The sequence below is a fragment of the Hymenobacter ruricola genome (genome assembly GCF_015694525.1).
Classification (GTDB): domain Bacteria; phylum Bacteroidota; class Bacteroidia; order Cytophagales; family Hymenobacteraceae; genus Hymenobacter; species Hymenobacter ruricola.
This window is the reverse complement of record NZ_JADQDM010000013.1, coordinates 55,677-81,854: the sequence shown is the minus strand read 5'-3', so window position 1 is coordinate 81,854 and position 26,178 is coordinate 55,677. Positions and strand designations below refer to the sequence as shown.

General features: G+C 60.5%; 20 protein-coding genes and 1 pseudogene. 13 read left to right on the top strand and 8 right to left on the bottom strand.

Annotation, left to right across the window (positions count from 1 at the left end):
- Positions 1 to 89: 89 nt before the first annotated feature.
- The 3 genes from I2H31_RS19305 to I2H31_RS19295 form a co-directional block, all read right to left on the bottom strand.
- Positions 90 to 1,322, bottom strand: coding sequence for an ABC transporter permease (locus tag I2H31_RS19305; RefSeq protein WP_196294698.1), 1,233 nt, complete (start codon positions 1,320 to 1,322; stop codon positions 90 to 92).
- Positions 1,323 to 1,424: 102 nt separating this feature from the next.
- Positions 1,425 to 2,234 (bottom strand): class I SAM-dependent methyltransferase, encoded by an 810-nt coding sequence (locus I2H31_RS19300; RefSeq protein ID WP_196294697.1) that lies wholly within the window; start codon positions 2,232 to 2,234, stop codon positions 1,425 to 1,427.
- 122 nt (positions 2,235 to 2,356) lie between these two features.
- Positions 2,357 to 2,779, bottom strand: coding sequence for a ribosome-binding factor A (locus tag I2H31_RS19295; RefSeq protein WP_196294696.1), 423 nt, complete (start codon positions 2,777 to 2,779; stop codon positions 2,357 to 2,359).
- Between the two features lie 157 nt (positions 2,780 to 2,936).
- Between I2H31_RS19295 and I2H31_RS19290 the strand changes: the two genes are divergently transcribed.
- On the top strand, positions 2,937 to 4,352 hold the full coding sequence (locus tag I2H31_RS19290) for a hypothetical protein (protein ID WP_196294695.1): 1,416 nt from the start codon (positions 2,937 to 2,939) through the stop codon (positions 4,350 to 4,352).
- A 10-nt stretch (positions 4,353 to 4,362) separates the two neighbouring features.
- Here the strand turns inward: I2H31_RS19290 and I2H31_RS19285 are convergent, their stop codons facing one another.
- The 3 genes from I2H31_RS19285 to I2H31_RS19275 all read right to left on the bottom strand — a co-directional run bounded on the left by I2H31_RS19285 (position 4,363) and on the right by I2H31_RS19275 (position 6,679).
- Complete coding sequence (locus tag I2H31_RS19285) at positions 4,363 to 4,956, bottom strand: hypothetical protein (RefSeq protein WP_196294694.1); 594 nt, start codon at positions 4,954 to 4,956, stop codon at positions 4,363 to 4,365.
- Between the two features lie 17 nt (positions 4,957 to 4,973).
- Complete coding sequence (gene selD, locus I2H31_RS19280; RefSeq protein ID WP_394368974.1) at positions 4,974 to 6,011, bottom strand: selenide, water dikinase SelD; 1,038 nt, start codon at positions 6,009 to 6,011, stop codon at positions 4,974 to 4,976.
- 116 nt (positions 6,012 to 6,127) lie between these two features.
- Positions 6,128 to 6,679, bottom strand: coding sequence for a DUF2911 domain-containing protein (locus I2H31_RS19275; RefSeq protein ID WP_230687935.1), 552 nt, complete (start codon positions 6,677 to 6,679; stop codon positions 6,128 to 6,130).
- Positions 6,680 to 6,955: 276 nt separating this feature from the next.
- On the opposite strand from I2H31_RS19275, the gene I2H31_RS19270 reads away from it, so the two are divergent.
- From I2H31_RS19270 to infB, 3 genes and pseudogenes are all read left to right on the top strand, one after another.
- On the top strand, positions 6,956 to 7,426 hold the full coding sequence (locus tag I2H31_RS19270; RefSeq protein ID WP_230687934.1) for a ribosome maturation factor RimP: 471 nt from the start codon (positions 6,956 to 6,958) through the stop codon (positions 7,424 to 7,426).
- Between the two features lie 94 nt (positions 7,427 to 7,520).
- A pseudogene (nusA, locus tag I2H31_RS19265) lies at positions 7,521 to 8,753 on the top strand (transcription termination factor NusA); the annotation flags it as partial.
- 338 nt (positions 8,754 to 9,091) lie between these two features.
- The gene (gene infB, locus I2H31_RS19260; protein WP_196294691.1) at positions 9,092 to 12,142 is read left to right on the top strand and encodes a translation initiation factor IF-2; all 3,051 of its coding nucleotides are present in this window, start codon (positions 9,092 to 9,094) and stop codon (positions 12,140 to 12,142) included.
- 72 nt (positions 12,143 to 12,214) lie between these two features.
- Here infB and I2H31_RS19255 read toward each other — a convergent pair whose 3' ends face one another.
- Positions 12,215 to 12,664: a hypothetical protein gene (locus I2H31_RS19255; protein WP_196294690.1), complete on the bottom strand. Its 450-nt coding sequence runs from the start codon at positions 12,662 to 12,664 to the stop codon at positions 12,215 to 12,217.
- A 235-nt stretch (positions 12,665 to 12,899) separates the two neighbouring features.
- Entirely contained in the window at positions 12,900 to 13,283 is a 384-nt protein-coding gene (mscL, locus tag I2H31_RS19250; RefSeq protein ID WP_196294689.1) for a large conductance mechanosensitive channel protein MscL, read from the bottom strand.
- 232 nt (positions 13,284 to 13,515) lie between these two features.
- Here mscL and I2H31_RS19245 point away from each other — a divergent pair, with 232 nt between their 5' ends.
- The 9 genes from I2H31_RS19245 (at position 13,516) to I2H31_RS19205 (ending at position 26,022) form a co-directional block, all read left to right on the top strand.
- Positions 13,516 to 14,307: an enoyl-CoA hydratase/isomerase family protein gene (locus tag I2H31_RS19245; protein WP_196294688.1), complete on the top strand. Its 792-nt coding sequence runs from the start codon at positions 13,516 to 13,518 to the stop codon at positions 14,305 to 14,307.
- A 147-nt stretch (positions 14,308 to 14,454) separates the two neighbouring features.
- Positions 14,455 to 15,957, top strand: coding sequence for an oligosaccharide flippase family protein (locus I2H31_RS19240; protein ID WP_196294687.1), 1,503 nt, complete (start codon positions 14,455 to 14,457; stop codon positions 15,955 to 15,957).
- Between the two features lie 5 nt (positions 15,958 to 15,962).
- Positions 15,963 to 17,498: an ArnT family glycosyltransferase gene (locus I2H31_RS19235; RefSeq protein ID WP_196294686.1), complete on the top strand. Its 1,536-nt coding sequence runs from the start codon at positions 15,963 to 15,965 to the stop codon at positions 17,496 to 17,498.
- A gap of 446 nt (positions 17,499 to 17,944) precedes the next feature.
- Entirely contained in the window at positions 17,945 to 19,990 is a 2,046-nt protein-coding gene (locus I2H31_RS19230; protein ID WP_196294685.1) for a family 16 glycosylhydrolase, read from the top strand.
- Positions 19,991 to 20,152: 162 nt separating this feature from the next.
- Positions 20,153 to 20,590, top strand: coding sequence for a dUTP diphosphatase (gene dut / locus I2H31_RS19225; RefSeq protein WP_196294684.1), 438 nt, complete (start codon positions 20,153 to 20,155; stop codon positions 20,588 to 20,590).
- 129 nt (positions 20,591 to 20,719) lie between these two features.
- Positions 20,720 to 21,730, top strand: coding sequence for a sugar phosphate nucleotidyltransferase (locus I2H31_RS19220; protein WP_196294683.1), 1,011 nt, complete (start codon positions 20,720 to 20,722; stop codon positions 21,728 to 21,730).
- Positions 21,731 to 21,844: 114 nt separating this feature from the next.
- Positions 21,845 to 23,665 (top strand): tetratricopeptide repeat protein, encoded by a 1,821-nt coding sequence (locus I2H31_RS19215; RefSeq protein WP_196294682.1) that lies wholly within the window; start codon positions 21,845 to 21,847, stop codon positions 23,663 to 23,665.
- Positions 23,658 to 24,437, top strand: a complete 780-nt coding sequence (locus I2H31_RS19210; RefSeq protein ID WP_196294681.1) for a DUF4292 domain-containing protein — start codon at positions 23,658 to 23,660, stop codon at positions 24,435 to 24,437. The genes I2H31_RS19215 and I2H31_RS19210 overlap by 8 nt, the downstream gene beginning before the upstream one ends.
- Before the next feature lies 1 nt (position 24,438).
- Positions 24,439 to 26,022: a murein hydrolase activator EnvC family protein gene (locus tag I2H31_RS19205; RefSeq protein ID WP_317192244.1), complete on the top strand. Its 1,584-nt coding sequence runs from the start codon at positions 24,439 to 24,441 to the stop codon at positions 26,020 to 26,022.
- Positions 26,023 to 26,178: the final 156 nt, after the last annotated feature.

Genomic DNA, 26,178 nt, shown 5'->3' with positions numbered 1-26,178 from the left:
CGAAAGCGGAAATGTGCACGGCAGAGCTTCGCGGCCTAAAGAGCGGGTAAAGCCCTTACGGCTGGACTGCGGGCAGGATGCAGCAGGACTTACAAATTCTCGCGCACGTCCAAGCGGCTCGCATTCAGCGCGGGGCGGATGCTCACGGCCAGGGTGATTAAAATGATGGACATACAGGTAAAAATGATATCCGACGTCTGCATTTTTACCGGGTAAGCATCCACCACGCTCGTGGCCATGCCCATGCTCACGAAGCCGAAGCGCTGCTGCAGCCAGCACAAGGCCACGCCCAGCACCAGGCCCGTGGCCGCGCCCACCAGCGCCACAATGGCGCCCACGTAGAGGAAGGTGCGGCGCACCGTTTTCTGGCTGGCGCCCATGGCCAGCAGCACCGCAATGTCCTTTTTCTTGTCGATGACCAGCATCGAGAGCGAGAAAAAGATGTTGAGCGAAGCAATGAGCAGAATGAGCGTGAACGTGATGAACACGAAGAGCTTCTCCACCTTGATGGCCTTGAAGAGACTGACGTGCTGCTCATCCGAATCCTGCACTTTGAAATCGGGCCCGAGCTGCTTGCGGAGCTGGTTTTTCACCTGCTCAATCTCGAAGCTCTGGCCCACTTTCACGTAGAGCGCGGTGCGGCGCGTGCCGTAATTCAGCAGGCGCTGGGCAAATTCCAGCGGCACGAAAATGTAGCTGTCGTCGATGTGCTGCTCGATGAGAAACACGCCGCCCGCAATCAAATCCTGCTCGTTGAAAGCCTTGTCGGGGTCGATTTGCAGGGTTTTTTTGCCGGGCGTGTTGCGCGGGTAGAGCAGGCGCATGGGCGCCAGGCGGTTGTTGAGCGTGATGCTGAGCTCGTGCTGCACGCCGGCGCCCACCAGGGCCAGCTCTAGGCTGTCGCGGCGCAGGCGGTGGTCGCCTTCGCGGATGTTGGCGTCAATCTGGCTCTGGCCGAAATAATTGTCCGAGAGGCCGCGCATTTTCACCACCATCTGGCGGTCGTGGTATTGCAGCAGGGCGTTGTCCTCGATGACTTCGGTGAGCAGGGCCACGCCGGGCGTGTTTTCCAGCTTCATCAGGAAGGTGCGGTCCACGGAGAAGGCCTTGCCTTTGGCAGCGGAAATCACCAGGTTGGGGTCCGATTTGCCGTAGAGCGTGCGCACCAAATCCTCCAGCCCGTTGAACACCGACAGCACAATAATCAGCGCCATGGTGCCCACCGCCACCCCAATCATCGAAATGTTGGAAATGATGGTGATGATGTTGCGCTTGTTCTTGGAACGGAAGTAGCGCCGGGCAATGAGGAGGGGGACTCTCACAAATGGAAATTAGCGGGCAGAAGTGCAGGCGGTTTAGGCAAAGCAATTTCGGGTAAAGCTACCGAATGCTGGTTAACGCTGGTCGGCCCTGGCGCGTTGGCGCTACTTCCAGGCTTTCACGATGAGGCCGGTGCCCGAATCGTGTGTCGTGCGGGCATCGAGCCAGTTCAGCAGCAGGCAGAACGGGAACGTGATGAGGTAATAAAACGGCAGGATGATGAAGAACAGGCGCGACTTGCCGAGCATCAATATTGGGTATTTCATGCTCAGGCGCCAGGAAATCTGGCCGGGTTCGCCGTACGAATACCGGGCTTCTACGCGCTCGAAACCGGCGGTGGTGAGCTTCTGCTGGATTTCGCGGATGTTGTAGCCGTCGCGCACGTGCTCCTCGATGAAGCTGGTTTCGCCGTCGTCGTGCACGTCGGAGCCGCCTTGGTCGCTGGGGGTGGAAATCAGGAGCATGCCGCCGTCCTTCAGCGAGGCGTGGATGTTGCGGAATACTTCCACGTCTTCTAGAATGTGCTCCATTACGTCGACCGACAAGGCCAAATCGAAGGAGTTGGGCTCCTGGTACAGCACCAAATCCTGCACCGCAAACTGCACGTTGCTGCGCCCAATCTGGCGGAAAAACGTGTTGGAGTCGGCCACTTGTTCTTCTTTCACGTCCACGGCCAGAATGTGCCATTTCGCGCTCAGCCCGCTCATCCAGTAGGTGTACTGGCCGTAGCCGGAGCCGGCGTCGAGGATGTTCAGCGGCTCCTGGGTGCGGCCCTTGGCCCAGCGGCGCAGCTCGCGGTGCACGTGCCAGGTGCGCAGCAGCAAGAGGTCGAGCAGGTGATAAAACAGCCGGCGCAGCCACGGCGTGCGGTTGAACACCTGGCCGAGCGTCTTCTTAATCGGGTCGTAGTACAAAGGCGATGTGCTGATTAGTCGATGTGCTGATGTGCTGCAGGGGCAATGTGCTGATGGAAAGAACCGCAGCAGAACACTGCGGCAGCACATCAGCACATCGACTAATCAGCACATCAATAAATTTATTCACCCTTGAAGAGGCGCGGGCGGGCCGGTTTGTCGTCCTCGTCGCCTTCGTCGTCCTTCGGCGCGGGCGGGATGTCGAGGGTGCCGAGGACCTGGTCCATGTGGGCGGCGTAGGCGGCGCTGTCGTCGTGAAAGAAAATAAGCTCCGGCACCACGCGGGCCGTTTTGCGGATGCGCTTGGCCAGGGCGTGCCGGATTTCCTTGGCGTTGTCCTTGATGATATCGAGGCGGTCGGCGGCGTTGTTGCCCAGCAGCAGGCTGAGGTACACGCGGGCCTGGCCCAGGTCGGGCGTCACCTTCACGGCGCTGATGGCCGGCGCCAGCCCGCCGCCGAACAGGTGCGGCAAGTCACGCTGCAGCACGGCGGCCAACTCCTGCTGCAGCAGGCTGGCCATTTTTTGTTGTCGTTTGCTTTCCATACTAATGGGCAAAGGTACGATTGGGGGAATAAGGGATATGGGATAAGGAATGTGGGATAGGGAATAAGAATCGGGGCGCCGCACGGAGTGCTTCTAACAGAGTTGACCGACCCAATACCTTTGCCGCTCCCTTGTTCCCTTTTCCGTATTCCTGCCAGTGCTCCGCTTTTTCAAAAGCTCCCTGCCGGCGCAGCTGCTGGCCCTGCTGGTGCTGGTGCTGGCCCTGCGCCTGCCGCTGTTGTGGCTGGGCCTGCCCGTGACGGCCGCCGAGCTGCGCGCGCTGCTGGTGGGCGAGCGGGTGCACGGCGGCGCCCTGCCCTACCGCGACCTCTACGACGGCACCGCGCCGCTGGCGGCCGCCTTTTTCGGCGTGCTCGATGCCGTGGTGGCGCGGCCGGTGTGGCTCTACCGGGTGGTGGCGCTGCTGCTGCTGCTGGTGCAGGCCCTGCGGCTCAATGTCGTGTTCAACCGCTACGACGTGCACCCCGAGCGCGGCTACGTGGCGGCGCTGACCTACCTGCTGGTGGGCAGCATCAGCACCGATTTGGATGCGCTTTCGCCGCTGCTGCTGGGCAACACGTTTGTGGTGTTTTCGCTGAGCGCGCTGCTGCCCACCTCGCGCGAGGGCTACGACAACCGCCGCCTGTTTCGGGCCGGCTTTCTCATTGGGCTGGGGGCGCTGTGCTACCTGCCGCTGGCCTTGTTCCTGGTAGTGGGGCTGTTTGCAGTGATAATTTTCGCCGCCAATTCTTTTCGCAGCTTCCTGTTGCTGCTGTGCGGGTTTTTCTTCCCGTATGCGCTGGTGGCTACGTATTTCTTCTACGCGGGGGCACTGCCGGGCTTTGGGCAGTTCCACTTGCAGCCGGGCCTCACCGACCTCATTGCCAGCGGCCTGCCGGCGGGCTTGCAGCTGCGGCTGCTCATTGTGCCGGGCGTGGTGCTGGTGCTGGCGCTGCTGCGCTCGCTGGGCACCTCGCTGGGCCTGGTGTTCCAGGCCAAGTTTCGGCAGCTGATGCTGGTGTGGCTGGTGGTGGCCATTGCCACGGCGGCCGTGGAGCGCGGCGCGGCCCCGGGCGTGCTGGTGCTGCTGTTGCCGCCGTTGGCGTATTTCAGCCTGTTTCTGTGGCAGCGCTACCGCCAAAGCTGGCTGCTGGAGCTGCTGCTGCTGCTCATCATCAACGCGGCGGTGGTGCTGCGCTACCGGGCCCACGTGCCCCGCCTCGAAACCCTGCTGCACATGCCCGCCGAAAGCCGCTTCGGCCTGGCGCCCGACCCGCGCTACGCCGCCCTGCGCGGCCAGACGCTGCTCATCCTCGGCCCCGACGACCGCGCCTACTTCCACAACCACCCCGCCACGCCCTACCTCGACTGGGCCCTGTCGCAAGCCGATTTCGGCCACCTCAACGAGTACGCCGCCGTGGTGCGCGTGGCCCGGAAAATGGGCGACCACCCGCCGGACTACTTGCTGGACCAGGGCAACCAGGTGCCCCGCCTCAAGCAGCTGCTGCCGGGCCTGTTCGGGCCGTATCAGCCCACGGGCACGCCGGGATTGTACCAGCGCAAGGCCCGCTAATCGGCGTTGGTTACACCCAGCACCAGCGGGCACTGCGCCGCTCGGTGGGCACGCTCCGCAGGAAAATGGCCAGCGGCTCCAGCTCCGTGAGCAATGAAGTCAAGGTAATGACGCGCCCATCAACCAGGTGCAGCCGCAGGTAGTCGTACTTGGCCCAGAAGGTGCGGCGGGCCCGGCACGTTACCCGTTCTACCCTGGCCACATCGCGCCGCGCAAAGGGCACGCGCTGGCCGGCTTCGTACACTTCAAACACGTTTTCGGTGGGCTGAAAAACCAGCGTGGTGGCGTGGTTCAGCGCCCAGTAGCGCAGGTGCAGCAGCGCCGCCGGCCCGCCCAGCAGCAGCGTAAACAGCACGAAGCCCCCGGTCAACGCCCATTCAAATGCGCTGGCGGCTTGCTCGCCCACGGCCACGGCGGGCAGCACGCTCAGGCCCGCGCCCAGCGCCAGCAGCGGCCAAAACAGCAGCCGCAGCTGCCGCGCCGCCGTGGCCCGGTACAGGTGGGTGCGCTTCGAAAACAGACCCGTTACCCAGCGCGCCGCCCCCAGCACCAGCAGCAGCACGGCGGCGGCTTCGAGCAGGGGGCGGAGGAGGGCGGTTTTCATGGAAAAGGAAGTTGGCGCTAGGCGCCCAACTGCACCCAGGCCTCGCCCTCGGCGTGGGCGCGCAGGTGCCCAAAGCTTTCCAGCGCCAATCCGTGCTTTTCAAACACGGCCTGCACCGCCGCGCGGCCGTCGGGCTCCACGCATACCAGCAGGCCGCCCGACGTCTGCGGGTCGCAGAGCCAGGCGCGCTGCTCGTCCGTGATGGGGCCTACTTTGTGGCCGTAGCTGGCCCAGTTGCGGGTGGTGCCACCGGGCACGCTCCCTTGCTTGAGGTAGGAGTCGGCCGCCGCGATGCGCGGCACTTTGTTGAAGTCGATTTCAGCCGTTAGCCCGCTCCCTTCGCACACTTCCGCCAAGTGGCCCAGTAGGCCGAAGCCCGTCACGTCAGTCAGGGCCGTCACGGCCGAAAGCTTGCTCAGCTCCGCGCCAATCTTGTTCAGTTGCATCATCTGAGCCGGCGCGATGGCGGCGTCCTCGTCCCGCAGGAGGCCTTTCTTCTGCGCGGTCGTCAGAATGCCCACGCCCAGCGGCTTGGTCAGAAACAGCTCCGACCCGGCCGTGGCCGTGTCGTTCTGCTTCAAATCCACGATGTCGACCATGCCCGTCACGGCCAGCCCAAAAATGGGCTCCGGCGAGTCGATGCTGTGGCCGCCGGCCAGCGGAATGCCTGCCTCCGCGCAGATGCTGCGGGCACCTTCCAGCACGCGGCGCGCCACCTCGGGCGGCAGCTTGTCCACGGGCCAGCCCAGCACGGCAATGGCCAGCAGCGGCCGCCCGCCCATGGCGTACACGTCCGAAATGGCGTTGGCCGAGGCAATGCGCCCGAAATCATACGCATCGTCCACAATGGGCATGAAAAAGTCGGTGGTCGAAATCACCGCCTGGCCCCCGCCGATGTCGTACACGGCCGCGTCGTCGCGGCTGGCGTTGCCCACCAGCAGCTTGTCGTGCTGGGGCTGCGCAATGCTGGTGTGCAGCATCTGGTCGAGCACGGCCGGCGCGATTTTGCAGCCGCAGCCCGCGCCGTGGCTGTATTGGGTGAGCTTGTAGTCCATGGGTTGGGATGAGTCGGGCATGGGTGCAAAAGTATGTAGCGTGGACTCTGCGAGTCCGCGCCGGGAAGGCCCCTACGCGCGGACTCGCAGAGTCCATGCTACAATTATCCAGAGGCTTACTTAATAGTCACCGGCACTTCCACGTTCTCCCAGCGCAGCACCAGGGCCTTGGGCGTCACCTCATACGCCAGCCGCTCGGTCACGCTGCTGGTTTTGCGGGGCGCCACCATCACGCGCAGCGCGTCCTGCTTCTCGTCGTATTTGAAGGCGCCCCACTGGTTGGGCACTTTGTTGAAAATCACGGTCCATTTGTCCTTCTCGGCCGGAATCAGAAAGAAGCCGTACTTGCCGGCCGGCAGCGGCTTGCCTTCCACCGTCACGTCTTTGCTGAATTCCACCGTGGTGGCCTCGTTGGCCCCGGCGCGCCACACCTTGCCATAAGGCTCCATGCCGCCAAAAATCTTGCGGCCCTTCACGCCCGGGCTGCTGTAATTCACCGTCACGTCGGCACCGCCGATTTTGCCCGTGGCCGTGGCCGGCGGGCTCGGCTTGGCCTCTTTGGCTGGCATCGTTGGTGCTGCAGGCGTAGTCTGGGCATGAGCCGCACTTGTGGCAAAGGCCGCCGCGCAGCTAAAAACGAAGTGGCGGAACAGTTGACTGGTTTGCATGAGCGTAAAGTAAAAAGGTGAGAATGCGCGCGCAAAGGTGCAGGCTGCGTGCCAAACCTTGCAAAGCCGCGCCATGTTTGCAACCGCACGGGATTTCCGCCGCCGCTGCCTGCCAAAGCTCAGCCGGGAATTTGCTGTGCGAAAGCGGCCCAAACCCTTCCCCGCGGGCCTGTCTTGCTTTCCGCCGGCCATTGTCGTATCTTTGCCCCTGAAGTTGGTATTCGCTTTAGCAAAGAGGGGACGCAGAGTCCCCTCTTTTTTTGCCCCGTTTCATCCATGTCCTACGACCGTACCCTGCTGCTGGAAATGCTCCGCGACGCCATCGGCGACCTGGAACTGTTCATCGTGGGCCTCACCGTGTCCGATTCGGTGATGCCCAAGATTACCGTCATCCTCGACGGCCCCACCGGCCTGGGCATCAACGAGTGCGCCATGATTAGCCGCCGCCTCAACCGCCGCATCGAAGAACGGTACGGCGAGGATTCGGTGTACTCGCTCGAAGTCACCAGCCCCGGCGCCGACCAGCCCCTCACCGACCCGCGCCAGTACCCGCGCCACATCGGCCGTTCGCTGGACCTGAAACTCAACGACGGCACCGAGAAAACCGGCGTCCTCACCGCTGCCACGGCCGAAGGCGTGGAAATCGAAGAAGTCATCAAGCAAAAAACCAAGAAAACTACCCTGCCCGCCGCTTTTTATTCCTTCGGGGACATTAAGGAGGCCAAGGTTGTTATCTCCTTTAAGTAAGCTGTTAGCTGACAGTCATTAGCTGTTAGCTGACGTTCATTCTGTTTATTCAAAAAAGCTAAAAGCCATCAGCTACTAGCTAACAGCTAAAACAATGAATAGCCACGAACTAATTGAGTCCTTCAGCGAATTTGCCCGGAGCAAAAACATCGACCGTCCCACGATGATGAGCATCCTGGACGACGTGTTTCGCACGATGATTCGCAAAAAGTACGACCAGGACGAAAACTTCGACGTCATCATCAACCCCGACAACGGTGACCTGGAAATCTGGCGCAACCGCGAAATCGTGGACGACAACTCGGAGGATATCTGGGACCACGACAAAATTCCGCTGGCCGAAGCCCAGAAAATCGAGCCCGACTTTGAAGTGGGAGAATCCGTAGCCGAAGGCGTGAAGCTGGAGGACTTCGGTCGTCGCGCCGTGCTCATGGCCCGCCAGACGCTGATTCAGCGCGTGAAGGACCTGGAGCGCGACAACCTCTACCAGAAATACAAAGACCAGGTCGGCGAAATCGTGACCGGCGAAGTCTACCAGGTGTGGAGCCGCGAGGCCCTCATCATGGACAAGGACGACAACGAGCTAGTGATGCCCAAGGGCGAGCAAATCCCCAAGGACCGTTTCCGCAAGGGCGACACCGTGCGTGCCGTGGTGCACCGCGTAGAGGTTATTAACGGCACGCCGAAAATCATCCTTTCGCGCGCCGCACCCGCTTTCCTGGAGCGTTTGTTCGAGTTGGAAGTCCCCGAGATTTACGACGGCCTCATCACCATCAAGAACGTGGTGCGCGAACCCGGCGAGCGTGCTAAAGTGGCCGTCGAAAGCTACGACGAGCGCATCGACCCCGTGGGCGCTTGCGTGGGCATGAAGGGCAGCCGCATCCATCCGGTGGTGCGCGAGCTCGAAAACGAGAACATCGACATCATCAACTACACTGATAACCTGGAACTCTATATTGCGCGGGCACTATCCCCGGCCAAAGTGGGTTCTATGAAGATAAACCAAGAGAACGGCCGGGTTTCCGTGTTCATGAAGCCCGACCAGGTGAGCCTGGCCATCGGCCGCGGCGGCGCCAATATTAAATTGGCCAGCCGCCTGGTGGGCATGGAAATCGACGTATTCCGCGAAGCCACCGACTACGAGGAAGACATCTCGCTGGACGAGTTCCAGGACGAAATCGAGCCTTGGGTGCTGGCCGAGCTGAAGAAAATCGGCCTCGACACCGGCCGCGCCGTACTGGCGGTGAAGAAAGACGACATTGTGCGTCGCACAGAGCTCGAAGAAGAAATGGTGGACGATGTGTACCGCATTATTCGCCAGGAATTTGCCGACGACGAAGACCTCGACGACAGCACGCTGGAAGCGGCCAAAAACCGCGTAGCGGCGGGTAAAACCACCGATACCACCGTCGGCGAAGAAGCCGCCGTAACGCACGCTTCGGCCACCGCCGTAGCGGCCGAACACGCCGTGTTGGACACGGAAACCGAAGCAACGACTGAGGAAGCGGGCGCCAGCTCTCCCGCCGAGCCAGCCCAATGACGGCCGCGCGGCCGGTACGGCAGAGGTAATAAATCGGGCCAGCAGGCGCGGTTTACGCCCTGCTGGCAAGATTTAATGTAATACCTTTGCACTTAGAAGCGTATCGTACGCGAGTAACAGATAGAATGGCGGAAGCAACCCCGAAACGGCTACAACAGGCGGCCAAAGACCTGAACGTTGGAATGGACAGGGTGGTCGAAGCCCTGGCCAGAAAAGGCATACAAGTAGAAAACAAGCCGACCACGAAGCTTACCGGTGAGCAAGTGGCCTCGCTTGAAAAGGAATTTGCAGCCTCAGCTCACGACCGTCAGGAGGCCCAAAAGGTCATCCAGGCGAAGCGTCAGAGCGACCTTGAAGCAGCTCCCAAGCCTGCTCCGGCGCCCCCGCGCCCGGCCCCCGTGGCCACGCCAGCCCCGGCGCCCAAGCCCGCCGCGCCCGTTGCTCCGGTAGCAGCGGCTGCTCCGGCGCCGGCGCCGGCTGCTCAAGCGCCGGCAGCCCCCGCGGCACCGGCCCCCGCACCCGCTCCCCAAGCGCCAGCCGCGCCTGGGCTCAAAGTGTTGGGCAAAATTGAATTGGATAGCAAAGGCCGGGTAGTGGCCCCTAAGCCGGCTGCTCCGGCCCCAGCCCCGGCAGCACCCGCTTCGGCAGCCCCGAAAGTAGAAGCTCCGGCTCCGCCCAAAGTGGAAGCGCCGGCTCCTGCTCCCGTGGCACCTCCCGCCCCGCAGCCCGTTGCGAAAGCTGAGCCTGCTCCGGCACCGGTAGCTACACCGCCGGCTGCTGCTGCTCCGGCAGCACCTGCTGCACCCGTGGCGGCGCCAACTGCTCCGGCTCCGGCCGCTGCGGTACCGGCTGCACCCGCAGAGACGAGCGCTCCGGAAGATACCAGCACCATTGTCGCCAAGTCGGACACGCTGAAGGGCCTCACGGTGCTCGGCAAAATCGACCTGTCCTCTATTAACAACGACCGTCGTGGTCCGGGTGGCCGTGGCCCCCGCCCCATTGCGTCGTCCGACGTGAGCAAGCGTGGCTTGCCTGCTGGCCCCGGCCAGAAGAAGCGCACGCGCCTGCCCGGCCCTCCCGGCAGCACCACCTCGCCGCCCAGTCCCGGCTACCAAGGTAACCGTCCGGCGGGTGGTCCCGGCCAGGGTGGCGGCTATCAGGGCAACCGCCCCGGCGGTGGCCAGGGCGGCAACCGTCCCGGTGGCCCCGGCCAGCGCCCCGGCCAGCCCGGCCCGAAGCCGAACGCGCCCGCGCTCACGCCGGAGCAGGCTGAAAAGCAGATTCAGGAGCAGATTAAGGCCACGCTGGCCAAGCTCGGCGGCAACAAAGCCACCGGCCAAGCCAACCGCGCCAAGTATCGCCGCGACAAGCGGAGCATGCTGGCGGAGGACCGCGAGGCCCTGCGCGCGCAGAATGAACTCGACGCCAAGACCCTCAAGCTCACTGAATTCATCTCGGCCAATGACCTGGCTTCGCTGATGGACGTGAACGTGAACGAGGTAATCAAGGTGTGCCTGGGCATGGGCATGTTCGTGTCCATCAACCAGCGCCTTGATGCCGAGGCCATTACGGTGATTGCCGACGAATTCGGCTTCGATGTAGAGTTCCTGTCGAAAGAAGAGGAAGAAATCAGCATCGATGCCGGCGACGCGGAAGAAGACCTGCGGCCTCGTGCCCCCATCGTCACCATCATGGGGCACGTCGACCACGGCAAAACGTCGCTGCTTGACTACATCCGCGACGCGAGTGTGGCCAAGGGCGAAGCCGGCGGTATCACGCAGCACATCGGGGCCTATGAGGTGAAAACCAAGTCGGGCCAGCCCATCACGTTCCTTGATACGCCTGGTCACGAAGCCTTTACGGCCATGCGTGCTCGCGGTGCCAAGGTGACGGACATTGCCATCATCGTGGTGGCGGCCGATGACTCGGTGATGCCGCAGACCAAGGAGGCCATCAATCACGCGCAAGCGGCTGGGGTACCGATTATCATCGCCCTCAACAAGATTGACAAGCCGGCCGCCAACCCCGAGAAAATCCGCGAGGAGCTTTCCCAGATTAACATTCTGGTGGAAGAATGGGGCGGCAAATACCAGAGCCAAGAGGTTTCGGCCAAATCGGGCATTGGTATTGACGACCTGCTCGAAAAGGTGCTGCTCGAAGCCGAACTGCTCGACCTGAAAGCCAACCCCGACCGCGGCGCCATTGGTACCGTAATCGAAGCTTCGCTGGACAAAGGCCGTGGCTACGTAACTACTGTGCTGGTGCAAACCGGTACGCTGAACGTAGGTGACGTGATTCTGGCCGGTCCGCACTTCGGCCGCGTGAAGGCCATGACCGACCACCGCGGCAAGAAGATGAAGACCGCGCCGCCCGCTACGCCGGTGCAGGTGCTCGGCCTGACTGGTGCCCCGCAGGCTGGCGACCGCCTGCAGGTGATGGAGACGGAACGCGAAGCCCGCGAAATTGCCACCCAGCGCTTGCAGCTAGCCCGCGAGCAAACCATCCGGACCAAGAAGCACATCACGCTGGACGAAATTGGTCGCCGCCTGGCCATCGGTTCGTTCAAGGAACTCAACATCCTGGTGAAGGGCGACGTGGACGGTTCGGTGGAAGCACTTTCCGACTCGCTGCTCAAGCTGAGCACGCCGGAAGTGAAGGTGAACATCCTCTCGAAAGGGGTGGGCGCTATCTCGGAAAGCGACGTGCTGCTGGCTTCGGCTTCCGACGCCATCATCATCGGCTTCCAGGTGCGGCCCTCGCAGAGCGCCCGAAAGCTGGCTGAGAACGAGCAAATTGACATTCGTCTGTACTCCATCATTTACAATGCCATCAACGAGGTGAAGGATGCCATGGAAGGCATGCTGGCCCCGACGGTGCAGGAAGTGGTGGTGGCCAACGCCGAGGTTCGTCAGGTGTTCAACATTACCAAAGTGGGCACCATTGCCGGCTGTATGATGACGGAAGGCACCATGACCCGCAAAACCAAGGTGCGCGTGGTGCGCGACGGCATCGTGCTGCACACCGGCGACATTCAGGACCTCAAGCGTTTCAAAGACGACGTGAGCGAGGTGCGCCAGGGCTACGAGTGCGGTATCTCCATCAAGGGCTTCAACGAGTTGCAGGAAGGCGACAACATTGAAGGCTTCGAAGAAAAGGAAATCAAGCGGACGCTGTAGGCCGAAGCTGGTTCAACAAAAAGCCCCCGCTGCCGATGCAGCGGGGGCTTTTTGTTGGCTTAAAATCCGAGTTTAGAAGAATAAGAATTTGTGCTTCTGATTGCTGTGCTTGTGCACCAGGGGCTTGCCAGCGGGGTTGGAGCCGCCGATGGGGTGGCTCTGGCCGCGCTTCTGCTCCATGGTGCCGGACTTGCTTTTGAACTTCTTCACCATGAAGCCGCCGCCGCTGCGGTTGCTGTCGAACTGCCGCTCGGGGCCGCTGCGGCCGCCGAAGCTGGTGTTGCCGGTGCGGGCTTCGAGGAGTTCCAACTGCTGGTCGCGCTTCACTTCGTCGGGCGTCATGGCGGCGCGGCGCTGGTTGCGGGCCAGTTCCTGGGCGTTGGTGCCCGAGGTGCTGCGGGCGTTGGCCTCGCTGGAACCCTGGCCGGGCATGGGGAAAGCAGGCCCGGTTTGGGCGTGCGCGGCCGACGAAAGGCCAAGACTCAGGCCGCTCAGCAGAGCGGCAGCAAAGAAAATCTTCATGTCAGGTGGGCGGGGGGTGGAGGAGGAATGCGACTTAACGAATGAGCGGAAGGGGTGGTTCACCAAAGGCCCAATTGGGAAGCCTTTCTTCGTTCGGTCGCCCCTAAGTTCGCAACATATTTCGATTCGGCAAGTTACCTCGACCATTTAAAACCGCAACTTGAGGCAAAAAGCGCAAAACTGCCACCCAGAACTCGGTGGGCAGCTGTTTTTTCGGGGTGAATGGAATTGGACTTTAGGCGCGGCCGGCGCGCAGAGCGTCGCGGATTTCCATGAGGAGCTGCTGGTCGGTGGTGGGCGGCGGGGGGGTGGCCGCTACCTCTACCACTTCCACGGGCTTTTTCTTGATGCTGTTGGCACCCTTCACAATCAGGAAAATGATGAAGGCGATGATGGCGAAGTTGATGACGGCGTTGATAAACAAGCCGATTTTCATCGGACCCAGCATGATGGTGGAGAAATCGGTGTGGCCGAGGAAAATGCCCACCACGGGCATGATGACGTCGTCGGTGAGCGAGGTCACGATTTTGCCGAAGGCCGCGCCGATGATGACGCCCACGGCGAGGTCGAGCACATTGCCTTTTGCAATAAAGTCTTTGAATTCAGAAACAAGTCCCATGGCGGTTTGAGATGAATAGTGAACGAATGAGTTGCGGCTAAAGCTACTTATTTATACCCAAATACATAGCAGCTTTAGTGCTGCAAAAGTGGTGCATGAAGCGTGAGCGTGGTTCGCTCTTTCGCTTGGTGGGGGTGCGAAGGCGACGAACCGCTGCCCCGGCCCGGCCAAGCCCTGTGGAGCGCGGCCCTATCTTTGGCAGGGCCAAACCATTCCCGGCCGTTTTTACACCATGTCTGCTTCCTACGAAAACCTGCTGTACGACCTGGATTCCGCCAGCGGCATCCTCACTCTCACCATCAACCGGCCCAGCAAGCTCAACGCGCTGAACGCGGCCACCATTGCCGACATCGACGCGGCCGTGCAGCAGGCGCTGAACGAGCCCCAGGTGCGCGGCATCATCCTAACGGGCAGCGGCGAGAAGGCCTTTGTGGCCGGCGCCGACATTGCCGAGCTGGCCGCCCTCACGCCCGCGCAGGCCGCCCGCGCCGCCGAGCGCGGCCAGGAAGCCTTCTGCCGCATCGAGGAAAGTACCAAGCCCGTGATTGCTGCCGTGAACGGCTTTGCGCTGGGCGGCGGCTGCGAGCTGGCCATGGCCTGCCACATGCGCGTGGCGTCGGACAACGCCCGGTTTGGCCAGCCCGAGGTGAACCTGGGCCTGCTGCCCGGCTACGGCGGCACCCAGCGCCTGCCGCAGCTCATCGGCAAGGGCAAAGCCATTGAGCTGCTGCTGACGGCCGACCAGGTGAAGGCCGACGAGGCCCTGCGCCTGGGTTTGGTGAACCACGTGGTGCCGCAGGCCGAGCTGTTGCCCTTCTGCCAACAACTGCTGGGCAAGATTCTGGGCAAGGCGCCGCTGGCCGTGGGCATGGTGCTGGAATGCGTGAACGCCCACTACGCCAAGGGCGTGAACGGCTACGAAGAGGAGGCGAAAGCCTTCGGGCGCGCCTTCGAGAGCGACGATTTCAAGGAAGGCACCACGGCGTTTGTGGAGAAGCGCCCGGCCGTGTTCACCGGTAAATAGCGTCTCTGTCATCCTAAGCGCAGCGAAGGACCTTCTCACGCCAGAGCAGCTTGTAGTAATTAGTTACTGCTGCCAACGTGATAAGGTCCTTCGTCTCTGCTTTCGCAGAATGCTCAGGATGACAGAGACGTTCTTCATCAAAAAAGAATGAGTGTAGTTAAAAAACTAGCGTCGCAAACCGCGGTGTATGGGGTGAGCAGCATCGTGGGCCGGGTGCTCACCTACCTGCTGGTGCCGTTGTACACGAAGGCGTTTTCGGCGGCGGAATACGGCGTGGTGACGGGGCTGTATGCCTACGTCTCGTTTCTGAACGTGGTGTTTACCTACGGCATGGAAACCACGTTTTTCCGCTTTGCCAACCGGCCGGGCGCCAACCGCCGCGAGCTCTACGACCGGGTGCTGAGCCTGCTGCTGCTGAGCACCGCGGGCCTCACGGCGCTGCTGATGCTGCTGGCGCGCCCGCTGCTGGGGCTGCTGGAGATTCCGCCCGGCCACGAGCAGTACGCCGTGTGGGTGGCCCTGATTCTGGGGCTGGACGCGCTGACGGCCATCCCGTTTGCCCGGCTGCGGCTCGAAAACAAGGCCCGCAAGTTTGCCGGCATCAAGCTGGCCGGCATCGTGGCCAACGTGGTGCTGAACCTGTTTTTCATCGTGCTGTGCCCGGCCGTGCTGAGCGGCAAGTGGCTGCCGGTGCTGCAGCCGCTGGTGGCGCGGGTGTACGACCCGGGCATGGGCGTGGGCTACATTTTCCTGTCGAACCTGGTGGCCAGCGGCCTCACGCTGCTGCTGCTGGGACGCGAGCTGCTGGATTTCCGCTTCCGCCTGCGCCTGGATTTTCTGAAGCCGCTCCTCGGCTATGCCTACCCGCTGATGCTGATGGGCCTAGCCGGCATGGTGAACGAGACGCTGGACCGCATTCTGCTGCCCAAGTGGCTGCCCGACAACTTCTACCCGGGCCAGAGCAGCCTGACGGCGGTGGGCATCTATGGGGCTTGCTACAAGCTGAGCATTTTCATGTCGCTTGTCATTCAGGCCTTCCGCTACGCGGCCGAGCCGTTCTTCTTCGCCCAAAGCACCGAGAAGAATTCACCCGCTACGTTTGCCATGATTCTGAAGTGGTTCACGCTGTGCTGCGCCGTCATCTTCGTCGGCATCAGCCTGAACGTGGAAGACATTGGCCCGCTGTTTCTGCGGCGGCCAGAGTATTTGCAGGGCCTCATCGTGGTGCCTATTCTGCTGTTGGCCAACCTGTTTCTGGGCATGTACTACAACCTGTCGGTGTGGTTCAAGCTTACGGATAAGACCTACTTCGGCACCTACATCGGAGCCGGCGGCGCGGTGCTCACCATTGCCCTCAACTTTCTGCTGATTCCGGTGCTGGGCTACATGGGCTCTGCCCTGGCCACGCTGGCCTGCTATTTCACCATGGCCGTGCTGTGCTGGCGGCTGGGCGAGCGGCACTTCCCGGTGCCGTATCCGGCGCTGAGGCTGGGGCTGTGGCTGCTGTTTGCCGTGGGGCTGGTGGCCTTGGGCTGGTGGGTGCCGGTGGCGGGCTTCTGGACGCGCCACGCCTGGCACGCGGGCCTGACGGTGCTGTTTCTGGCGGCGCTGTGGGTGGTGGAACGTCCGCAGCGAGTTACTAATAATTGACGGTAATGCAACAATTCATATTGATTGGCCTGAGTGGCGGGTTGATGCTGCTAAGTGGTTGGCGTTATCAACGTGAGCAGCGCCAGCAGTCTATTGCCGTGTTAATGGCTGCGGCCCTGACTTTGCGCATCGGTGTAGCCGGCCTTGACCCCTTTTTGCACAGTTGGGATGAGCGTTTTCATGCGTTAGTGGCTAAAAATTTGCTGGATAACTGGATGCGTCCCGTACTACACGCTGACCCAGTCTTACCCTATGACTACCAGCAGTGGTGCTGCAATTCCGTGTGGCTGCACAAACAGCCGCTATTCCTTTGGCAAATAGCCACCAGCTTTCGGTATTTGGGGGTGAGTGAATTCGCGCTCCGGCTACCCAGTGCGTTGCTGGGTGCCGCCGTTATCTGGCCAGTATATCGACTGGGTTGCCTCATTTTTAACGCCATCATTGGTTATCATGCAGGGGTGTTATTTGCTATGGCGTACTACTCCTTGGAACTGACCAGTGGCTGGCAAAGTGTGGACCATGCCGACGTGGCTTTTATGGCTTATGTAACCGGCAGCCTGTGGGCCTACTACGAGTGTCGGGCCACGCCAGCCCGGGCGTGGCGCTGGGCAGTGCTAACCGGCTTGCTAGCAGGGGCGGCCGTGTTGTGTAAATGGCTGCCGGGGCTGGTTGTGTACGCCGCCTGGGGCGCCGATGTCTTGGTGGATGTTCACCGCCGGAAAGTGCAGGAATACGGCCGGCTATTAGCAGCACTGGCCATAACGTTGGCCGTCGCGTTACCTTGGCAAGTATACATTCGCCACAAATTTCCGTTGGAAAGTGCCTTCGAGCAAGAATATGCGGCCAGACACTTCAGTGAGGTGCTTGAAGACAAGGGCGGCCCGTGGTACTTCTACATTACAAATCTATGGTATCAGTTCCAATGGATTGTGCTGCCTATTGCGGGTGGATTTGGCGTGCTGGTCACCCGCCCCTGGCGGCCTGTGGTGTTGCCCTTGCTGCTAACCTGCGGCGTCGTATTTGCCTTTTTCTCGTGCGCTGCCACCAAAATGGTTTCCTATACCTATGCAGTGGCGCCGGTGTTGCTACTGCTTGCGGCCCTGGGTTGGGTAGAAGCCACGAGGTGGCTTAACCACCGGGGTAGGGCTGGAAAATGGGGAGGAATGCTATTGGCAGGGTTAATGCTATTCTGTAACCTAAGACCCACTGCTTTACTTAAACACCATTCCCTTGCTCATACCAGCCCAGAACTACGACGGGACCGGCAGCGCAAGTTGCAACATACGGAAATCTACCGGCAACTCGACGCCTTGGTGCCATCCGGCTACGTAGTGCTCAACGCACCGCCATTTGAGGATGTAGAAGCCATGTTCTACTCGCGGCGCAATGTATATTGGCAATTGCCCTCCGAGCAGGAGTGCCAGAACTTGCGGAGTTGGGGGGAGGGCATAGCCGTTTTTATTGGACCGGGGTGCACCACATTGCCCAAGTACCTGCAGCAGGATGCGAGCGTTCTGGTCATAAAGAAACCACTAGATTAACGATAGCGCGCTGCCTGTACAAGCGAAGGCCGACGTTTGCAGAACGGCCAGGGCCATCGACGAACAACTCTCAGTACGACGAGCATGGAGCAGATGGCAGCAGCTTTATATATATAAGCGCGTGGTCAATCCGCACCGCGCATTGAGTGGCTGTTACACCTCTCGTTTAGGGTGCAATGCTCGTTTGTATGTTGGCTGCGGCCCGGTAAGGGCTTGCTGGTTTTTGTTTGGAACAACCGCTCAGGCGCTCGTCCTGCCGATTTGTACCTGTAGCCGACATGCAGGGCCGGGTCGGGCAAGGTAAGTTGGTCTACAGACACCTTTGGCCGTGTATTCCGTCGCACGCGCAGCCTGCGTTTCTGGGTGTTCCTCCGTGTGTTGTCAATAAGCTGGGGCAAGTACCTATATTGTCGCTATATTTTTCACCCTCAACCTACAGTAAACGCATGAAAAAAATATTACACTCGCTTTTTGGAATTAGAATATTACTTCTACTGTGTATGCCCGGCGGGTATGCCTTGGCCCAATCATCCATTGGGTGGTTTGACGGTACATGCACCAATTTCTCTTCCAATATCAGATACGCATATCGGTGCAATTCAGGAATATCCAATCAGCCTTTTCGTCTCATCTACAACGATGAATTCGATGGTACGGCAATCAATACTAACGACTGGGCAACTTACTATCCATATACCAGTCCTGATGACCGAACCAAACCAGAAGGGCCGGTTGTGTTCAGAGACGAGAATGTTACTGTTGATAATGGAATCTTAACGCTTCAAGTAAAATCAGAGCCTAACCCTCAGCCGTATGGTTCAAAAAATGGCGACTTTACGGGCGGGCTTATTTACAGTAAAAATCAGTATCTGTACGGTCGCTTCGAAATCCGATGCCAGATGCCGCGAGGCACTTGTGGATGGATGGGTCAGCCATTATGGAGTTCGTTCTGGCTTATAGGCGGCAATTGTGGCACTTCCGAAATAGATGTGCTGGAGGTCAATGATTCTCACCATCGCCAAGAATATTGGGATGGCCTGTCTTATGGCTGGACGTATACAGCAGACCATCTCACTTTATACACCTCCCTACACGGGCAGCCCTATAATACTCACCCGAGCACCAGAGGGGTAGAATGCAAAGATTGCGAAGGACATTCCCCACACGATTTGCCCAACTCGTTCTCCCGGGTAAATTTTCAAAAAGACCCTCGTGTAACCGGTATCACAAATGGCTACCATATCTATGCTGTTGAATGGGAGCCAAGCAGAATCGTCTGGTTCTACGACGGAGTAGAAGTGAACCGCTATTACCGTTATGTAGACATGTTGGGGAACCCATGCGGCGAGAACTCATGCGCCACGTGCATCAGCAACCCACTGTGGCCCGACAGTCCGCTTAACATCGTGGCTGAGCTGAAAATGGGCGACGAAGGCATCGATGGAACGGCAACCCTGCCCGCATCCTACAACATTGATTACATCAGGGTCTATCAGCGCATCCCAATTGATGACCCAAAGCACCTGTGTGGGGGAACACTAAACAGCTCGCCTGTGGCGGAAAAAAAGGCAATATGTGGACCGCAAGATTTTACTGCCGCCTTTCGCCTGCCTACCACTGGAATTAATTGGACATGCTCCAGCAATCTGGTTCTTTCAAGCACGACAGGCAACACGGTAACGGTGACCCCGGTATCGGCGAATTTGACGGAGCCTGGCTGGATTGCTGCAGAGCCCATATTTCAGAACGGGACTGTTTGCACATCAGCGGAAGGTAAAATCACGAAAAACTTTTGGATAGGTTTGCCAATAAGCTACAGCGACCTCTACGCCCTGCTCCACAATTCGCCACAGAATCCGGCCGTCTCCTGTCAATCTTTCAACCTATGCGCATACATCCCGGGAGCGAGCCTAATGGGAGCAACGTACGATTGGACGACAATGGCTCTGGCGCCTCACCGAGCACTAGTGAACACGACCCAAATGGACAGTGTTCAGGGTAAAGTAGCGCCAACACCGGGTCCGGGGACGGACCCTGGATGCGGCTGTGTCCATACTTCTGACCCTTGCATTAGTGGAGAGTGGTATGCCTATCCTGGTACAAATCCCGCTGCGCCTTATACACTATCTATTACCAACGAATGTGGGACAGTTACAATCAGCGATAGAATCTATCGGCCCCTAAGTTGCCCGCCCAATACTTCAAATCCTCCCGGGGGAGAACAACCGCGGCAAGTGTCCTTTTATCCCAATCCTGCCAATGCGTCGCTGCTTGTGAAAGGCGCGGAAGAGAATGCTAAAAGCACGCTTTATCTGTCTAACGCCTATGGAAAGATTGTTTTTACGTCAAGCCTGACATCAGCAGATTTAATCATCGATACCAAAGAAATGCCCGCAGGCATTTATACGCTAAAGGTTGTTGGGGCAGATATCATCACAACGAACAAAGTGCTGATTGACCACGAGAGTTTTTCTAATCCAATAACTCATTAGCTGCGGACAAACAACAGCGAGCATTGGAAAGCCCTGGCAACTTCACTGCCAGGGCTTTTGACATGAACTGAGACTGCACTTCTAGGGCAATGCTTTTACTATCCGCATAAGGACACTCCTATCTTTGGCCGGCTAGCTTATCGCTGTCTTAATTTCGTTCCTATGCAAATTCCCGTCATCAACCACTCCGGCCACCCGCTGCCCGAATACCAGACGCCCCACGCCGCCGGCCTCGATTTGCGGGCCCACCTCGTGGATGGTCCCGTCACGCTGGGCCCGCTGGAGCGCCAACTCATTCCCACGGGGCTGAGCCTGGAAATTCCGGTGGGCTACGAGGCGCAGGTGCGGCCCCGCAGCGGGCTGGCCGTGAAGCACGGCATCGGCATTGTGAACAGCCCGGGCACGATTGACGCCGACTACCGGGGCGAAATCCGGGTGCTGCTGGTGAATTTGTCGAATGAGCCCTTCGTAGTGAACGATGGCGAACGCATTGCCCAACTGGTAGTTGCCAAGCATGAAACCATAGCTTGGCAGCCCGTTGAGGCCCTGAGCGAAACCCAACGCGGCACGGGTGGGTATGGCAGTACAGGAAAAAGCTAATATCCGGCAATCGGTTGTTGGCGGGCAGGCCCTAGCTTCGGGCCGCCAACAACCGATTGCCGGGCGGACGCGGCCAACGCCTAGCGCACACTGAATGAACATCATAAATACCTGACCACTACTCAACACATGAAAATCATCGTCCCGATGGCCGGCATGGGCAAGCGCATGCGCCCCCACACCCTCACCGTTCCCAAACCCCTGATTCCAATTGCGGGCAAGCCCATTGTGCAGCGCCTTGTGGAGGACATTGCCAAAGTATGCGGCGAGCCGGTGGACGAGGTGGCTTTCATCATCGGCCGTTTTGGCGCCGAGGTGGAAAAAAACCTGGTGAAAATTGCCGAGTCGGTAGGCGCCAAGGGCACCATCGTGTACCAGGACGAGCCGCTGGGCACCGCCCACGCCATTCTCTGCGCGAAGGAAGCTCTGACTGGCCCGGTGGTGGTGGCTTTTGCTGACACGCTGTTCAAAGCCGATTTCACGCTGGATTCCAGCGTGCCCGGCACCATCTGGGTGCAGAAAGTAGAAGACCCGCGCCCCTTCGGCGTGGTGAAGCTGAATGAGCAGGGCCAGATTACGGAGTTTGTGGAAAAGCCGCAGGAATTCGTGTCGGACCTGGCCATCATCGGCATCTACTACTTCCAGGACGGCGAGTACCTGCGCGACGAGCTGCAGTACCTGCTCGACAACGACATAAAGGACAAAGGCGAGTACCAGCTCACCAACGCCCTCGAAAACATGAAGAACAAGGGCACGGTGTTCGTGCCCGGCCGCGTGACCGAGTGGCTTGACTGCGGCAACAAGGACGCCACGGTATTCACCAACCAGCGCTACCTGGAGTACCTCAAGGAACGCGGCGAGTCGCTGGTGGCCGCCTCGGCCAAAATCACCAACTCGGTGATTATCGAGCCGGTGTACATTGGCGAAAACGCCATCGTGACCGACTCGGTGGTGGGCCCGCACGTGAGTTTGGGCGACCACGCCAACGTGCGCGACTCGCGCCTGTCGAACTCCATCGTGCAGCAGTCGGCCTCGGTGCTGAATGCGGTCATCACCAATTCCATGATTGGCAACCACGCCAGCGTGGTGGGCTCGCCCGACGACTTGAGCCTCGGCGATTATAACCAGTTGCGGGTGTGACATTTTAAAGCGGAAATGCGTTACTAGCGACGCGGCCTTCCGCGGAGGGCCGCGTCGTTCGTTCGTAAACCCCGTAATTTCGTGAGCCGGGCCCGAGGTCCGGTTTTGTTGTATATGCGTCAAGTTGCTCTGAGTCTGTTGTTTTGGTTGGGATTGGTGGCCGTGAGCCATGCCCAGCCCACGGATGGCGCCCCCCAGCCGCCGGCCAAACTGAGCCGCAAAGAGCAGCGCGCCCTGGAAAAAGAGCAGCGCGAAGCCGAGAAAAAACTGGCCGAGCTGCGCGCCAAGCGGGCGAGTGCGCCGCCGCTCTCGGAGCGCGAGCGCGAAATGAGCGAGGCGCTGTTTGTGGAAGGCGTGAAGTACGTGCTGCTGGAAGACTACACCAAGGGCCTGGAGCAGTTGCTGAAAGCGTATTCGCTGAACCCCGACAACGCGGCCATCAACTACAAAATAGCGGAAGCCAACCTGCTGAGCGGCAACCTGCGCGACGCCAGCAACTACGCCGAGGCCTCCATTCGCCTCGACCCGAAAAACGCCTATTACTACCTGCTGCTGGCCCAGGTGCAGGCCAGCCAGAAACAGTACGACGGGGCCACCAAAACCTACGCCGCCCTTATCAAGCAGGTGCCAAATTCGGGCAGCTACCTGTTCAACTTGGCGGACTTATACCTGGCCCAGAACAAGCTGCCCGAGGCCCTGGCCACTCTGGAGCAGGCCGAGAAAGAATTTGGGCAGGTGGATGAGATTTCCTTCAAGAAGCAGCAGATTTACCTGAAGCAGAACAAGCTGGATTTGGCGCTGGCCGAGGGCGAAAAGCTCATCAAGGCCAACCCGACGGAGAGCCGCTACGTGCTGGCCCAGGCCGAGATGTACGCCAGCAATAACCGCCTGCCCGACGCCCTGCGCGTGGCCCAGCAGGCCCTGCGCGTGGACCCCGACAACCCACAGGCCCACATGATACTGGCCGAAGTGTACCGCCAGCAAAACCAGCCCGCCGAATCGGCGCAGCAGTTGAAGCAGGCCTTCGCCAGCCCGGCGCTGGACATCGACGACCGGGTGCGCGTGCTGGTGGGCTACATCAAGCAGCTGCCGAACCCGAAGGAATCGGTGAACCAGCTGGCGCGGGACCTGGCCGCCGCTACCATCAAAACCTACCCGAAGGACGCTAAGTCTTACGCCGTGGCCGGCGATATCCAAACCCTGACCGACCACAAAAAGGACGCCCGCGACACCTACCTGCAGGCCCTGCGCTACGACAATTCCAAGTTTCAAATCTGGCAGCAGGTCGTGCTCATTGATGCCGAACTGAACCAGACCGACTCGCTGCTGGTGCACACCGACCGGGCTTTGGAGTTGTTTCCGAACCAGTCGTCGCTGTGGTTCTACAACGGCGTGGCCCATTTACTGAAAAAACAGCCGCAGAAGGGCGTGAAAGCCCTGGAGCACGGCCGCAAGCTGGTGGTGAACAACCCCGAGCTGCTGGGCCAGTTCGACGCGCAGCTCGGCGACGCCTACCACGAGATGCACTTGTACGAGAAGTCGGACGAGGCCTACGAGGCGGCCCTGGTGAGCGACCCCAACAACGTGCAGGTGCTCAACAACTATAGTTATTTTCTCTCGCTGCGGGGCGAAAAGCTGGACAAGGCCAAGCAGATGTCGGGCAAAGTGGTGAAGCAGTTTCCCGACAATGACACCTACCTCGATACCTACGCGTGGGTGCTGTACAAGATGAAGGACTACGCCGGCGCCCGGGCGGCGCTGGAAAAAGCCATGCAAACCACCAAAGACGCCTCCGTGATTGAGCATTACGGCGACGTCCTCTTCCAACTCGGCGACCCCGACAAGGCCGTGGCCGAATGGCAGCGCGCCCGCAAAGCCGGCGTGGCCTCCAACCTGTTGGAGCGCAAATTGAAAGACCGAAAACTGTATGAATAGAATTTCTTTGCTGTTGGCCCTCGGGCTGCTGGCGGGCGGCTGCGCCCGCAAAGCCGTGCCCACCGTTTCCACCAAGGGCCCCGGCACGTCGGTATCGGCCGCCGAGCCGTCGGTGCGGGCCACCAACACCAGCTTTGTTTTCCTGAACGCCAAAGGCAAAGCGCAAATCAACATGAAGGGCGAAAAGCAGGGGGCCAACATCGCCATCCGCATGCGCCGCGACAGCATCATCTGGGTTTCGGCCTCGCTGGTGGGCATCGAGGGCGTGCGGGCCGTGCTCACGCGCGACTCGGTGCACGTGCTGAACCGCCTGGAGAAAACCTACTTCTCGGGTGGCTACGACTACCTCAGCAAGCTGCTGAACGTGCCCGTGAGCTTCGCCCAGATGCAGGCCCTGCTGCTCGGCGACTACCAGCCCGCGCCCACTGGCACCACGCCCACCATCACGGTGGAGGAAGCTGGCCGCCAGCGCGTGAGCTACCCGCTAGCCGGCGTGCTCATTGAGCGCCTCTTGCAACCCGAAACCGGCCGCGTGCAGCAGTTGAAGGTGAAAGACGACGCCACCCAGCGCAACCTGACCGTGGACTACACCGATTTTAAGCCGCTGGAAGACCAGGGTAACCTGCCGTTTGCCCACGCCACGTTCATTCAGGCGCAGCAGCCCTCGGCGGGCGTGGTAACGGCGGCCATCAACTACAGCAAGGTGAACGCCGGGCGCGAGCGGCTGGCCTTTCCGTTTGCGGTGCCCAAGGGCTACAAGCGGCAGAAATAAAGTGGCTTCTGACGGATATCCGGTGCACAATTTCTTCTCCTCCACAGCTTCCTTGCTGGCCCGCGCCCACGCGCGGCCACACACGGGCCGTTGGCTGTGGCTGTGCGTGCTGAGCTTGTGGCTGGCCGGGCCGGCGGCGGCCCAGCAGCGGAAGAAACAGCCGCCCGCCAAAACCACCAAAACGACCCGGCGGACTTCCACCCGCGCGCCGCAGCGCCTGGCCACGCGCCAGGCCCGCCCCAAAAGCAAGGCCCAGCTGGAACGCGAGCGCCAGGCCAACCTGCGCCAGATTCAGGAAACCAGCCAGGCCCTGAACCAAACCCAGGAAAAGAAAAAGGTGAGCCTGGGCCAGCTCAACGTCATCAAGGAAAAGCTGACGGAGAAGAAGCAGGTCATTCAGGGCATTTCGACGCAACTGCACGGCATCGAAACCAACGTGCACCAAACGGCCACGCAGGTGCTGCAAACCCAGCAAACCCTGCGCGAGCTCAAGGCCGAATACGGCCGGCTGCTCTACACCGCCTCCAAAACGGCCAACGGCTTCAACCGGCTCATGTTTTTGTTTGCCTCGGAGTCGTTCAACCAGTTCGCGTTGCGGCTGCGCTACATCCGCCAATACACCGAGGAGCGGCAGCGGCAGGCGGCCCGCATCATGGGCACGCAGTACCGGCTGCACCAGCAGCTCTCGGGCCTCACCGAGCAGCAGAAACGCAAGAGCAGCCTGCTCAACAGCCAGCTCAATGAAAACCGCAACCTGCTCAGCCTGAAGACCAAAGAGGACGAGATGGTGCAGCAGCTCAGCCAGCAGGAGCAGGGCCTGCGCCAGGAGCTGGAAGAGCGCCGCCAGGCCGCCAATCAGCTGGACAATTTAATTGCTGCCAGAGTGCGGGAAGAAATAGTCCGTGCTGCCCGGGCCGCCCGCCTGGCCGCGCGGCGCGAAGCAGCCTTCGCCGCTGCCCGCGACGCCCGTCGGGCCGCCGCGGCCCGCAATGCCAGCGGCGGTGCCGGACCCGCTCGCCCACGCCGCGAAACCGATAATACCACTTCCGAAACGGCCAGCAACGACGACCCCAGCGCCAACCCGGAGTCCGATGCCCCGGAAACGGCGGCGGAAGCGGCCGCCGACCGCCGGGCCGTGCGCATCGCCCTCACGCCCGAAACGGCGCTGGCCTCCTCGTCCTTCTCCGGCAACCGCGGCCACTTACCGTGGCCGGTGAGCCGCGGCTTCATCAGCCAGCATTTTGGCCGCCATCCGCACCCGGTACTGAAAAACGTGACCGTCGAAAACCGGGGCGTCGACATTCAGACCGGCGAGGGCGAGGCCGTGCGCTCCTGCTTCGATGGCCGCGTGGACAAGATTGCCAGCATCGCGGGCATGAACACCATCGTCATGATTAAGCACGGCGACTTCTTCACGGTGTATGCCAAGCTGCGCTCCGTGAACGTGCACGAGGGCCAGCGCGTGAGTGCCCGCGAAGTCATTGGCACGGTGGCTACCTCGGCCGAAGGCACTTCGGAAGTGCAGTTTCAGATTTGGCACAACTCCTCCAACCTGAACCCGGAAAACTGGCTGGGGCGGAAGTAGAAGAGGAATTGGGCTTGCAGCAGACAGTCTGGACTGTCATGTCGAACTGGCCGAGACATCTCGCGTGCCGAAGTAAACCCATTCATCAGAATTACTGCCCCAAGCGAGTTGTCTCGACTGCGCTCGACATGACGGCATAGGTGGCGTCTGATTCCT